Here is a 13,660-nt window from a genome sequence, read left to right on the forward strand (position 1 = left end):
CTTAGGACTCTTCAAATAAATGATCGCCTTTATGCAACCTATCTGCCATCTGATAAGTTTGTCCTTGCGATCGCATCGTTGGTGCATGGGCTGCTAAATATCGTGTTGCGGCAATTAAGACGTGAATTCCTGCCTTGGTGTCGCGTAGCAAACTATACTGACGAAAAGCCGCTTCTATTTCTTGAATAACATGGAAACTGCGGTCTTCGCGCAATAGCATTTTACCGAGTACGGCTAACAGTCGCTCAGGATTACCACCACTGTATAAGTAACGGGCAACTAATGTACCTGCTGCATTTACCTGTTGCTGCCGATCCAGTAATTTTGGTAGTTCATCCAGCAATTTTTCTGGGTTGTCTACAGTTTCCTTTGGTTCTGGCAGACGTGCTGGTGGTACATTCAAAAAACGGTTGAGATAGACACTCATGGCTGCGTCGAATACACCCCGCAGCAAGGATGGGGAAGCTACTCGCCGCAAGCCTTGATGCACTGCATTGGCAAAGGTAAATGTATGATGGGCTGTATCCCAATCACCGAAGTCATTATTGGTGTGGAAGTGGGCAATTCGCAACGCCGCCGCATAGGCAACTGCACCCGCTAATTCTGCTTCGGTACAACCTGTTCGCAGTGCTTCTAAAAGAGAATCTGCGAGCGCTTGGGCATTTTCACCTAAAAGTATTGTGACTAATTCTTCCCGATTCGACCAAGTTCCCCGTTTACCCTGTCCTAACTCCAATGCTGCTGGGATTTCTGCAAAAGCACGATCTAAAATTGCAACTAAATCCACTGGGTAGCGCCAGGAATTTGACTCCTCCATACGTTCGGCACTGGCACACTCAGCAACTAAGCTAGTCAGAACTGATTCTGCATTTTGCCAATCTGTAGCATCAAGAGCTTCTAGGGCTTTATTGGTAAAATCAACCACATGACCGACGTCGATATAGCGGTGATCAGTGGCAGCAGTAAATAACATTTCAGCGATTTGCTGTTTGTCTGCACCTCCATGCACCGCCGACACTAAACATCGTTCTGCACCTTCTGCATCGCGTACTTCAATAAACTGGCGGAACCATCTTTTTAATGTATCTATGTCTGGTGTAGATGTAGGTAAGGGGTGAACTCCAAAGTGGGGTGGTTGACCTGCACAGTCACGCGCCACAGCAGCTAAACCATGATAAAGGGCGCGGGGTCGGTCTTCTGGGTCAAGGTACGGTAACAGGTTCATCAGACAGGTGTGCATCGTTAAACCTGCTCCCCAACCTGCATTACGGTAACGTACCCCAAAGTCAAGTCCAATGCGAAATGGTTCTGCCGGTTCGATACCTGCATTCAGTAAGGCAATCACCGATTTGGCAATTACCAAAGAGATACCCTGTTCTAAACCATCTTGGAGACGCTGGCGCTGGTGAGTTTGGGGGTCTGCATGGGGTGCTAAATCTACCCACACCTGATCATCACGAATCTCTACAGGAAAAGCACGTACATCATCAGCCCAAGCGTCAAATGTACCACCGCTAGCCAGATCAAAACGGGCATGATGCCAGTGACAAGTCAAAATACAGTCTTTGACTGTACCTTGGTGTAAGGGAAAGCCCATGTGGGGACAACGGTTATCTATGGCGTAAATTTTGTTACCGTGATTCCAGAGTGCGATCGCTTGTCCTTGGGCATAAACTACCAGACAGCCAGTAGCTTTGACATCAGCAACTTGAGCAACGCATACATAATGTTCAATATTTCTAGTTGCTTCCAAAGCTTGAGTCATGTTGCACCTCCTCCCAGGAAGATGGCAAGTTCTTTCTTTTACTGTAGCTATTCTCTTGCCTAAATGTGGGAGTAGTTTTTTATTGTGGGGCGATCGCCTAGTAGAGCTACCGAGAAGCATTGCTATGCTTTACTGTATTTATCGATTACCTTGGCTAAATCTGGTACTGCCTCCTCCACGTGTTGCTTGGCTGAACCACGAAGCTTTTCATAAGTTCCTCGCACAATTTGACGCTTGACGTTTTTGGCTTTAGCATCAGTAACACTCAGTAGTGCGTCTGCTGTACGAGAGCGGCTTGTAACTAGGTATTCTACTGGATCGCCTTTGTCTATACCTTCGCTCCAAATGGGATCAAGCGCTTCAAAGCACTCTGGCAGAAGCATTTCGACGACATAAGGAATGTACCCTGGCTTGACTCCCTTTAAGGCGGCGAAGGCTGTTTTCAAGGCCATACCACCTATACCTGACTTGGAAGCAAGCTGTGCTTCTATGACGTTGCAGCAATCATCTACAACCATAGCCTTTTTGTCCGGATTCGACAGTCCCTCGCTAAGTTTCATTGTACTCCTCACTTAATGTCAAACTACTTGATTTCCATTCCACTCATTTCCCTATCCAGCAGGAAGCTATAAAAAATGATATCTGAAATGCAGGATTTTCATAGATTTTAGTTATCTATGTCTTGGCAGACAAACTTTTACCAAAAAAAAGTAGAGGACAGAAGGGAAGAATTGGTTTTCTCTCTGCCAAAACGGGTCTGGTGTCCCTCAATTTATTCATAAAAAACAAGAAAAGATGTATTTTGAGACGCACAGCACAAAAACTACAACGTCAAAAGCTAAATCCCCTAAATTTATTTATAGGGATTATTCTTCTGCCACGGCATTCTTTGTTCGCCCGCAGCTTTGCAACCCACGCCTCCTCTACCTTCTGCCCTCTGAGATTATTAACAGAAATTATCTATTCTGATATCCCGCCAAATATCAGAAGCTTGCCATCCTGAATTACCAACAGATCGGACTATAGGATAATCACGTACTGGAATATAACTAGGTTCTTGATACCCTAGATGCAGTACCTCCTTGGTTTCCAGAGTTTCTTCTGCAATATCAAGAGGATCGCTGGAAAAATTTTTGTGTTCTGGTTCCTCTGTTTTCTCTACTTCTTTGAGAATAGGCTTTCCGATTACTTTGATTAGTTGTATATCCATTTGAGTTTTTTGAGGTTTATACGTTAATAAAAGAACAAGAATCTGAACATTAACTTCACAACCAGACTAATATGGGCTTTTTTTGAATCTTCAACAGAAACGGCAGAAAGCTTTATATATAGTCTGATATTGAAAAATTTTCATCAGTCAAACTAGGATACAATAAATTCCTAAAGAATACGAGTTTTTCTTGAGAATTTCTTTGTGAAAATGTCATTGTGCCATTTGATGAGAGTACTTCTGCCTTCTTCACACAAAAACTCAGACGAAATTCGTGTTTTGAATATTCAAGCTTATATAGTAACTATTTAAGGATTTTGACCGATGTCGGACGTAAGTGACTAGCAACATAAGTTGAGTCAGAAGTATTGGCAACCATCACCACATCAGACTATCTGCAGCGACTGTGCTTTTCATGTCGAGGTCGAAGGAGTGATAGAGTGTATTCATCCTGACGAATCGGAAATTAATTGTTCTATGGTTATGTTTTGCAATTCATTCCAAAGCGCACAGGAAGTTGAAAACCCCTGTGTGTGTTTTGATTATGATGATGAAGAGTAAAGGTGCGATCGCCTGTTAAATCGAATTCATTGACAACTCTATAAAAAGAGCTTCCAGCATTGAAATTCGCCAGAAACTCTATGTCTTTTGAGCCTTTCATTACGATGTTGTCTTTCTTCAATAATTACTAATTTTATTCATGATTTCTTCCATCAAAGGTGTTAATTAGCTAGTGAGAGAAATTTAAAAATATCTGAAGTCTTGAATTTCAAAAATAGGAAAAGTATAACAAGGTATAGTATCCTTTATGCTCGTCGCACTGATCTGGTGCTTTCTGAAAATTTGGGGCAAACAGAAAAGAACGACAGCAAAATTTAAAAATCTTCCGTTAAACCTTAGCTATTTGTCCCAAGGGTGAATCAGCATACTGTGCTAATAAATCAGCAGGATCATTGTAGATTGCTTTCGCCCCAGCCAAAGCTGTATCGTCAAAGCCACCACAGCGCAGTGCAATCACACCGACTCCAGCCTGATTCGCAGATTTGATATCGTAGGGCGTATCACCAAGCATCAAAACTTCCTGAGGCGGACAATTCAGCTTGCCAAGCGCTGCTTCCACAATATCTGGTGCTGGTTTGGAAACTTCGGCATCGCTGGATGTTGTTGTTTCTTCAAGCAAGTCATCAACTTGGGCAGCTTTGAGTAAAACCTCCATTTCTTGACTTGAAGCTGAACTAGCAACAATAAGTCGTAACCCAGATTGCAGCATGTGCTGTACTAATTGCCTTGCACCATTGGCTGGTACTAATTTCGGTGCATACTCATTGAGAAACAGTTTTCTACGTTGTTGAGCGATCGCTTTGCCATCGCCTTCCTCATCCGTAAGTCCTGGTACTACTCGTGGTATTATTTGATCCCCGCCCATACCAATGAGCGATCGCACTTGCTCGAACGACACATCATAACCAAATTTTCTAAATGTATCAACCCAAGTTTGAGCGTGGGCATCATTGCTCAAAACCAGGGTTCCATCGATATCCAAAAGCACTGCTTGCAATACCATTGCCAGATTCCCAATTGATAATTGATATAAGTTGATCTAATTATGATATTGCAACGTTCTGAAATCATCGCGCCAGAGAGGCAACTTCTTAGCTTCGTTTAACTGCCTACGGATTGATGATTCCATAGTAAATAGCAGCAACAAATAATAAACTTGCCACAATTAAAGTAAAACCAATAATCAATCGGGGGTCAGGTAAGTCTTGATTAATGGTTACATTCTCTGTTTGTAGCGATGTCACAGATTCAGATTCCTTTGTTTGCTCGGAATTCCTATAATTAGTTATATTCTCTGCCAGAGAAACATTGTTTCCTGTTTTTTGAGTTTGGGTTTCTTGTAATTCCATAGATTTTTTACTCCTATGTTTTTGTCTGTTCTCCTGTCATATTTTCAAACATTTATAAATTACTACATCGTTCTTGAGAACTAGCTGGCGTGAATTTAAATTGTGATTGTAAATACGGTAATAGACCAACAGTATGGAAAATGCGTAATTAATTTTGTAATGGTACTTATATGATGAAATTTGAAAAAATATTTGGAAAACAACCTGAAACTGAAGCCATAGCTCCTGGTAGAGTCAACCTACTTGGTGAACATACAGATTATAATGATGGCTTCGTTCTCCCGACAGCAATTCCCCAAAAACTCACAGTACAAATTGGGTATAGTACTGATAGACAACACCACTTTTACTCTGAAGATTTAAATGAGCAAGTCAGCATTCTAGAAAGTAGTCATACGCCATCTGGCTTTGCAAGTTATATCTTTGGCTGTATTCAAGTTTTGGAAAAAGAAGGACATACTGTACCATCACTAAATTTATACGTTAAATCTTCAGTTCCTATAGGTGCAGGTTTGTCTAGCAGTGCTGCTTTGGAAGTGGCGACATTAAGGGCTGTACGCCAGCTACTCAACCTCCCGATCAATGATGTCGAAATTGCCCAACTTGCACAGCAAGCGGAAATTCACTATGCTGGCGTGCAGTGCGGCATTATGGATCAAATGGCTTCCAGCCTTGCTGACACTGAACACATGTTGTTTTTAGATACCCGTACTTTAGAACGTCACTTGATATCTTTCCCATCAGGAACAGAGATTGTGGTGATAGATAGCGGTATACCTCGCACGCTGGCAACGAGTGGATATAATCAGCGACGGGCTGAGTGTGAACAAGCAGTACACTTATTGGGGGTGAAGGCGTTACGAGATATTACCCAGCCAGAAGTAACAGAAGACTTACCCGAACCGTTGCGGCGTCGCGCCCGTCATGTGATTACGGAGAACAATCGTGTTTTGGAGGTTTTGCCAGGAGTATCATCTCAGCGCTTTGGAGAGTTAATGAATGCATCTCACGCCAGTTTGCGAGACGATTACGAAGTTTCTGTACCAGCGCTGGATATGCTAGTAGAGATATTGCAGAAAACTCCAGGAGTATTTGGTGCAAGACTCACGGGTGCAGGTTTTGGTGGGGCTTGCGTGGCTTTAGTTGCTAAGGATGAGGGAAGAGCGATCGCAACACAAGTTCTTGAACAATACAATGATAATGGTCATCAAGGACGAGTTTTGGTTCCTGCGACCAATACTTAAATAGCGCAAATTTCATTCCCGCTACACCGCAAAGCGGTGTAGTATCAATAGCCATGAGCAACTAAGCGATCGCTGATTTTTTGCTCTCTAAGTATTGCAGTAATTTAGACAATATATCAAATCAGAAAATTGAGAGATTTAAAATTTTTTACAGGTAAGTAAAAACCTGAATATAGAGGTTTGCATTTGGGTACATTACAGGGAAAAATTAACACAGATGAACACAGATGCACACCGATAAAGTGTACTTGATCTAAAGGAGAAGTACTGTCAAATATAGTAAACAATATCATCAGACTTTTGAAAAAATCTCATACGGATTTGTCAACCTATAACCTAATACTTTGTAAACTTATCTGATATAAAGGCAAAAAATTCTGCTATAGTCAGTAATTTGATTGTTGAGTAAGACTGTTCCAGATGAAGAATCACACCATTTATCAAGCGCCTATAGATGAACTACTGACTTTGGGTAATTGCCATACAATCACAAACGAGTATAACTATATTGCACAATTAGGTCTGGATACAAAACATATCCCTGGTTTAATCAGCATGGCAGTCGATCAAAATTTGAATGGTGCAGATTCTACAAGTTTAGAGGCTTGGGGATCAATCCATGCGTGTCGTGCATTAGGACAATTACGCGCAGAAGCAGCAATAGAACCATTAATGCAGCTATTTCATGAACTGGAAGATAGTGAATGGGTAAACGAAGAAATGCCTAAAGTTTATGGCATGTTTGGTGAAGTTGCTATCCCCAGATTACAAGCTTATTTAGCTGATGCATCCCACGGAATTTTTCCACGCATTACTGCTATTCATAGCTTAGAAGAAATCTGCAAACAGCATCCAGATACTCGTCAAAAATGTATTGCTGTACTTACTCAACAATTAAAGTCATTTGCTCAAAATCCTCACGAACTTAATGGTTTTATTGTTGCTTCACTGATTGAGTTGCAAGCAGTAGAATCAGCAGCAGTGATTAAAAGTGCTTTTGCAGCGCAAAGTGTGCCTGATGAAATAACAGGTACTTGGGATGATGTATGTGAAAGTTTGGGCGTTCATTCTGATAAAATAGCGCTGTTTACAGATATCAATTTAGATGAAGTGTCTCAAGTTGAGGATATTTATACTGATGATGTAACACAAACAAAAGATGTTTCTAAAACAGAAGAGATTGCTGCTAACCAAGAATCACAACTTCAGGATATTTCTGCTGATGATCTGACACAAACACAAGAAATTGCTGATAGTGAAGAAACACAACTTGAGAATGTCATTCCTAATGACCTGACACAAACAGAAGATATTTCTCAAGCACAAGAAATTGCTGATAGCGAAGAAACACAACTTGAGAATGTCATTCCTGATGATGTGCCGCAAGTAGAAGATGTTTCTCAAATACAAGCGATTTATGTTGAGAAAAAACAATCTGAACAAATTACCACTGAAGAAGTAGAAAAAATTTCGGCTATAACTTCAGAACATATTCAATTAATTGAAGATATGACAACTGATGTAGAACAACTAGACAAAGTAGAAAATAAAACTGATGAACAGAAGCAACCCAGTGAGATCAATAATCGCGCTATAGAAATAAATCAGTTAAAATCTAAAGTTGACAATCAAAAAGTTACTGCATCTGTTAAGCAGCAAACAAGTAAAGGTTTTGGTGGTTTTGCAACTTCACCAAGTAAAGCTAAAACTAATAAAAAAAAGAAACGGTAATATTTTAAAGGGAACAGCATCCTCATTTTCCGAAAAGCGATCGCCACCAAACATGAAAGTACTATTCATATCTAGGAGAAGAACCTTAAATTTATTGAGTAAATTCATGTGCATGTTGTTATAAAACCAGAATTTTGGGGATGCGATCGCCATGATTTTTTATACCTCTCCCTAACCCTAAGAGCAAGCGCTTAGGGTTAGTGCGATATATGCTAGCCTAATAGCACTCTAAACAATGCTTTTGTGTTTCTTAGCTAATTTTTGTTGGCGTTTTTGTCGTAAACCTACACCAATCGCACCAGCAGCCAGTGAACCTAATATGGTCAGAGGTTCAGGTACAGGTTGAGATTTCTTTAAACCATACTGCAAGTGATCTACTTCCCAGTCATTGCTGTTGGGCATACTGATTTTAATCGCAGAAATACCATCTGTATTAAAGACCCCAAAAAAGCGATCTTCTGTTGTCCCTCCATCAAGTGAACCATCGCCAAGATTAGAGGCTACAATTGTTCCTAATGAATTCTTTCCAGCATCAAAGGCTTCAAACACAACATCAGCAACAGGAAAACTATCTGTCCAAGTGATACCAGCATCGGTTGGAAGTGAACCAAGAATATTCTGATCAAAGTTGAAAATTAAGTTATTGTTAGCTAAGTAATAGCTGTATCCATTTATGCCTTTGCCATCAACAAAGCCATCATCAGCATCAACAGAATCTCTCAATGGTTCAGGCCCTTTTACTTGTCCAGTAGAAGCCGTAACCCCTGGGGTGTTCAAAGCACCATCTTCAAAATCCTCCAAATAAAAGTAAGAATAGTCGCCTCCTTTTAAAGGACTATCATCAAAGCTTTGGTAAGGACTAGGACCAAAAAAAGTTGTAGCAGCATGAGTAGATGATGATGTAGCAATTGTTCCCAAGGTAGTTAATATCGCTCCAGCAGTCATCAGTGATAACTTGTTGAAAATCATCATAAAACTATCTTCCTATTTAATAGGTTATTGATGTGGGATTTTGGCTTGTGCTTGGAGTGGGAAATAATACGGGGAACAGACGAAAACTCTTTTCTGAAAAAGTTATGAATACTTTTTCAGAAAATTCTCGGTTAATACACCCAACGCTAATTACATACCTTCAGCCTCTGAGGAGGCATTTTTAATAAAGTGCCAACAGAAGGTTTACTCGGAAAAATCTTATTGCTGTATTTTGCTCAAATCTGGTATTGATGCTATTGGTTAGATGCAGCTAACTTCACAGAGAAAGTTAGAATTGTTGGAGATTAATTATAACGATGGCATCTTACACCCTAATACTCAGGTAATAGTATCACATTACTTACCTGTTAAATACTGGTTCATGAAACAACGGATGCAGAGATTATACCCTTAGTCTCTAAAACTGAGGCGACTTGTAAAATTAACGCTTCATGATAAGGTGCAGCTATTAATTGCACTCCCAAAGGTAAAGCATTTGTACGTTGAATTGGTACTGATAAAACAGGTAAACCAATAAATGATAATGGTTGAGTAAATAATCCTAAATGGGGACGAACAAGAATTTCTGCTCCATCTAAAATCATCGTTTCTTGCCCAATTAACGGTGCAGAAATTGGCGTAGTAGGAGCAATAATTACATCTACCATTTGAAATATTTCCCGTACTCGATCGCGAAACCAACTTCTAAAGCGCTGCGCTTGCAGATACCAATGACTAGGAATTAATGCACCAGCAAGAAAGCGATCGCGTGTGGCTGGGTCAAAATCCTGGGGACGTTGACGCAATTTCTCTAAATGTAAATTTGCTCCCTCGCAAGCAGTAATTACAAACGCTGCGGCGCGGGCACGATGGGCTTCGGGTATAGTTACGTACTCAGTTACATGCAAAGCATCGGCTACTTTTTGCACTGCTGCTAAAGCCTCTGGATTAGCGCCTTTGCGGAAATAATCAGCTGCGATCGCAATTCTCATACCTTCTACATCTTGTAACAAAAAATCTCTTGTCTCAACAGGCAGACGTTTTGTGCAAATCGGATCGCGTTCATCTTCCCCTTGCAACACATCAAAAACTGTGGCGATATCCCTTACTGAACGTGCAAACGGGCCAATATGATCAAAACTGCTAGAAAACAAAGCTACACCAGCTCGTGACAACCTACCATAAGTTGGTTTGAAACCAAACACACCACATAAAGCAGCAGGTACACGAATTGAACCATTAGTATCAGAACCCAATGTTAGCGGAACCAACCCACCTGCAACTGCTGCTGCTGATCCACCCGAAGAACCACCTGCAACCCGATTTAAATCATGGGGATTATGAGTAGCACCGTAATGGAAGTTTTCTGTCACAAACCCGTAGGCGTACTCATCCATATTTAACGCGCCTACAAGTATTCCACCTGCTTGCTTCAATCGCGCCACCGCCGTTGCATCTTGTGTCGCTGGTGAATTTTCAGTATTAATTTTTGCACCTGCAAGAGTCGTGTTCCCAGCAATATCAAAAAGATTTTTGACAGCAAAAGGTACACCAGCAAGTAAACCAGGATTCTTACCCTGCGCAACTTCATGATCTATTCTCTCTGCATCCGCCAAAGCAGCATCAGCAGTCACATTGGTAAAACAATTAAGTTCATGATCTCGTGCTGCAATTCTTTGCAAAGCAGCTTGCGTAACCTCCACCGCCTTAACTTTACCTTCACACACTGCTACAGCAATAGATACAGCATCCGCAGAATTAAAATTCATGGTTCAAACACTGGGGCGACTTCAATATTGTCCGGTAAAGGAAAAGAATTTACTAATTGAGCGATCGCTTCAATTCTCTCAAAATTTGCCACCACCCCATCTCTATACTCATCCTTCAACCGTAAATCCACCAACAAAGCCATCTGATCCACATACTCACCCACATCCAAGCCTTGATTCTTCATCTCTCCCCTCATTCTCTGCGTCCTCTGTGCCTCTGTGGTTCATTAAACTTCTCACCTCCTGCGGCAATTTAAATTTACCATCCTCTCCAAATTCAAAATCCACCACTTGCAAAACAGCATCAACATTCAAAGCCCCATAAATATGAGGAAATAACTCATTTTCCTCAGCAGCTTCATCACGAATTTCCGGTTTAACTTTACCAGTATCAATTAATAAAAGTACTAATCCTTTTTGACTAGCAAAAAATCTCTCAGCTACTTGAGTAATTTGCTGTGGTGTAGAACAGTGAATAAAACCTTCCGACTCAAGACTATCAGCACAATACATTCCCACTAATTTTGCTTCTTCCCATTTTTTATATTGAGTGATGTGAAGAATAATATTCATATACTATTTTTCTGCTAAGAAACATTGTACTCAGTTTCATTAAATCTCAATGGCTGATTCTTTTAATACTGATCAAATCTGGCAATCTCCCCCAGAACCAATCAACCAAATTCTGAATGCTTCACCTCTACCAACGATTAGAATCTCTCCCAATCGGGAATGGATGGTAGAGTTAGAGCGACCATCGTTACTACCTATTGCTGAATTAGCACAGCCGAAAGTACCTTTAGCAGGATTACTGATCAATCCTAGAACAAATGCCCCTGCCCATCGCCATCCTTTTCGGAGGATGAAATACTGGAATATTACTAATTTTGATACTGTCAAATTCGTCACACTACCTGAAAATGCCCAAATTGGTTTTCTCAAATGGTCACTCGATAGCCAAAAACTAGCATTTACCCTTACGCAACCAACGGGACTAGAACTATGGATTTTAGAACTCACAACAGGAGTGTTGCGCCGCTTAACTGAGACAATTCTCAATGCAGCCTATGGAGAACCTTACCATTGGTTGTCAGATGATACGCTCATTTGTAAGTTTATAAGTAGCGATCACACAGCAGCCCCAGTTGCACCGACTGTTCCTCCCGGGCCTTTAATTCAGCAAAACTTGGGTGAAAAAAATCCGGTTCGCACTTTCACCAATCTCCTGAAAAATCCTTACGACGAAGTATTATTTGAATACCACTTAACTTCAATATTAGAGAAAGTGACATTGGATGGTCATCGTACTGTTTTAGTACCGCCAAGTCTAATTTATGAAGCGATTCCCTCTCCTGACAGCAAGTTTATTTTAATAATTACACTGCGTCGACCCTTTTCTTACCAAGTTCCTGTTGGTTACTTTCCGAAAAAAATTCAAGTAATTGATGATACAGGCACATTAATTTATCAGGTGGCAGATGTCCCCCTTTATCAGCCTCATTCAACTAAGTTCGATCAAGTCCGTCCAGGTAGGCGGAGGATTTTTTGGCGTTGCGATCGTCCAGCAACATTATCTTGGCTAGAAGCTTTGGATGAGGGCGATCCCACCCGTGATGTCCCTTACCGAGATGCTTTATTTGAACTTGATGCCCCTTTTACCGATATACCCAAGCAACTTTGGCAATCTCAGTATCGCTTTCGCGGAATCACTTGGGGGAGAAGTGACGTAGCCCTTGTTTGGGAACGTTGGTACGATACCCGTCAAGAGCGAATTTGGCGTATTTATCCTGATACACCGGAAATCTCGCCACAGTTGTTATTTAACCGCAGTTACGAAGATAGATATAGCGACCCAGGTTCACCAATAATGACTTTGGGAACCTATAGATACAAGGTTCTCCGGTTTGCACCAGCAGGTAACGCCATTTACTTAAGCGGTCGAGGTGTATCTCCCGATGGTGTACACCCCTTTTTGGATCGCTTGGAGTTAGAAACCGGGGAAACACAACGGCTATGGCAGTGTCAAGACCCATATTTTGAAGAAATTTACTGTGTACTCGATAATGAAGCAAGAAACTTGATCACATGTCGTCAGTCGCAAATTGAGCCGCCTAACTATTTTTTGTGGAGTCATACAAACGAAGAGCCTATTACACTTACCCATTATCCAGATCCTGCCCCTCAATTCATGGGAATGCAAAAAGAGGTGGTGCAGTATAAGCGCTCAGATGGCGTGCAGCTATCAGCTACACTGTATCTACCTCCAAACTACGACATCAGTCGTGATGGCCCTTTGCCAATGCTGTTTTGGGTATATCCACAGGAATTTAAAGACCGAGAATTTGCAGGACAGGTGACTACAGCCGAAAATGCCTTTATTCGCCCTAGTCGGGACTCAATTTTATTTCTGCTGAGCCAAGGATATGCAGTTCTTGCTAATCCCAAACTACCTATTATCGGTGAAGGGGATACTGAACCCAATGATACCTACGTAGAGCAATTAATTGCCGGAGCGCAAGCAGCAGTGGACTATGTGGTAGAACGCGGGGTCGCAACTCCTCAAAAAAATAGGTATTGGTGGTCACTCTTATGGTGCATTTACAACAGTAAATTTACTAGTACATACAAATTTATTTCAACTAGGAATTGCTAAAAGTGGGGCTTACAACCGTACTCTCACGCCCTTTGCCTTTCAGGGAGAACAGCGCACTTTTTGGGAAGCACAAGCTACCTATATTCACATGTCTCCCTTCACTCATGCAGCCAAAATCAAAACCCCATTACTTTTAATTCATGGCGAAAATGATAGCAACTCTGGCACCTATCCATTACAAACAGAACGACTGTATGAAGCCCTCAAAGGATTAGGGGCTATTGTCCGTTATGTCTCACTTCCACTAGAGGGTCATGGTTATTATTCGCGTGAAGGAGTTGGCCATGTTCTTTGGGAAATGGTCAATTGGTGCGATCGCTATTTGAAGGGTGAAGGATGTAGACGCGTAAGTGGCTTCTCGTAGAGTAGGGTGTAGGGTGAAGGCTAATGACTAACTACTAACAGC

14 protein-coding genes are annotated in these 13,660 nt (G+C 41.3%); 4 read left to right on the forward strand and 10 right to left on the reverse strand.

The window, feature by feature from the left end:
- Position 1: 1 nt before the first annotated feature.
- The 6 genes from RS893_RS05705 to RS893_RS05730 form a co-directional block, all read right to left on the reverse strand.
- On the reverse strand, positions 2–1,765 hold the full coding sequence (locus tag RS893_RS05705; RefSeq protein ID WP_315790275.1) for a Rieske (2Fe-2S) protein: 1,764 nt from the start codon (positions 1,763–1,765) through the stop codon (positions 2–4).
- Between the two features lie 122 nt (positions 1,766–1,887).
- Positions 1,888–2,325: a DUF6918 family protein gene (locus RS893_RS05710; protein WP_315790276.1), complete on the reverse strand. Its 438-nt coding sequence runs from the start codon at positions 2,323–2,325 to the stop codon at positions 1,888–1,890.
- A 386-nt stretch (positions 2,326–2,711) separates the two neighbouring features.
- Positions 2,712–2,975 (reverse strand): hypothetical protein, encoded by a 264-nt coding sequence (locus RS893_RS05715; protein WP_315790277.1) that lies wholly within the window; start codon positions 2,973–2,975, stop codon positions 2,712–2,714.
- A 481-nt stretch (positions 2,976–3,456) separates the two neighbouring features.
- Positions 3,457–3,636, reverse strand: a complete 180-nt coding sequence (locus RS893_RS05720; protein WP_315790278.1) for a hypothetical protein — start codon at positions 3,634–3,636, stop codon at positions 3,457–3,459.
- Positions 3,637–3,864: 228 nt separating this feature from the next.
- Complete coding sequence (locus RS893_RS05725; RefSeq protein ID WP_315790279.1) at positions 3,865–4,539, reverse strand: HAD family hydrolase; 675 nt, start codon at positions 4,537–4,539, stop codon at positions 3,865–3,867.
- Between the two features lie 106 nt (positions 4,540–4,645).
- A complete protein-coding gene (locus RS893_RS05730) occupies positions 4,646–4,885 on the reverse strand; it encodes a hypothetical protein (protein WP_315790280.1) in 240 nt (79 codons plus the stop codon).
- Positions 4,886–5,058: 173 nt separating this feature from the next.
- Here RS893_RS05730 and galK point away from each other — a divergent pair, with 173 nt between their 5' ends.
- Together galK and RS893_RS05740 are read left to right on the forward strand one after the other, a co-directional pair.
- Positions 5,059–6,129, forward strand: coding sequence for a galactokinase (gene galK, locus RS893_RS05735; protein ID WP_315791877.1), 1,071 nt, complete (start codon positions 5,059–5,061; stop codon positions 6,127–6,129).
- A 420-nt stretch (positions 6,130–6,549) separates the two neighbouring features.
- The gene (locus RS893_RS05740) at positions 6,550–7,860 is read left to right on the forward strand and encodes a HEAT repeat domain-containing protein (protein ID WP_315790281.1); all 1,311 of its coding nucleotides are present in this window, start codon (positions 6,550–6,552) and stop codon (positions 7,858–7,860) included.
- 228 nt (positions 7,861–8,088) lie between these two features.
- Here the strand turns inward: RS893_RS05740 and RS893_RS05745 are convergent, their stop codons facing one another.
- From RS893_RS05745 to RS893_RS05760, 4 genes are all read right to left on the reverse strand, one after another.
- Positions 8,089–8,832 carry a PEP-CTERM sorting domain-containing protein gene (locus RS893_RS05745; RefSeq protein WP_315790282.1) on the reverse strand — a complete coding sequence of 248 codons (744 nt, stop codon included), beginning with the start codon at positions 8,830–8,832 and terminating at the stop codon, positions 8,089–8,091.
- A gap of 380 nt (positions 8,833–9,212) precedes the next feature.
- On the reverse strand, positions 9,213–10,601 hold the full coding sequence (locus tag RS893_RS05750) for an AtzE family amidohydrolase (RefSeq protein WP_315790283.1): 1,389 nt from the start codon (positions 10,599–10,601) through the stop codon (positions 9,213–9,215).
- Positions 10,598–10,786: a DUF4089 domain-containing protein gene (locus tag RS893_RS05755; protein ID WP_315790284.1), complete on the reverse strand. Its 189-nt coding sequence runs from the start codon at positions 10,784–10,786 to the stop codon at positions 10,598–10,600. The genes RS893_RS05750 and RS893_RS05755 overlap by 4 nt, the downstream gene beginning before the upstream one ends.
- Positions 10,758–11,174, reverse strand: a complete 417-nt coding sequence (locus tag RS893_RS05760) for a DUF952 domain-containing protein (protein ID WP_315790285.1) — start codon at positions 11,172–11,174, stop codon at positions 10,758–10,760. Before RS893_RS05760 ends, RS893_RS05755 begins: the two co-directional genes overlap by 29 nt.
- Before the next feature lie 49 nt (positions 11,175–11,223).
- Here RS893_RS05760 and RS893_RS05765 point away from each other — a divergent pair, with 49 nt between their 5' ends.
- Positions 11,224–13,254, forward strand: coding sequence for a S9 family peptidase (locus RS893_RS05765; protein WP_315790286.1), 2,031 nt, complete (start codon positions 11,224–11,226; stop codon positions 13,252–13,254).
- Positions 13,175–13,618 (forward strand): alpha/beta hydrolase family protein, encoded by a 444-nt coding sequence (locus tag RS893_RS05770; RefSeq protein WP_315791878.1) that lies wholly within the window; start codon positions 13,175–13,177, stop codon positions 13,616–13,618. Before RS893_RS05765 ends, RS893_RS05770 begins: the two co-directional genes overlap by 80 nt.
- Positions 13,619–13,660 lie beyond the last annotated feature (42 nt).

The sequence above is a fragment of the Fischerella sp. JS2 genome, assembly GCF_032393985.1.
GTDB lineage: Bacteria > Cyanobacteriota > Cyanobacteriia > Cyanobacteriales > Nostocaceae > Fischerella.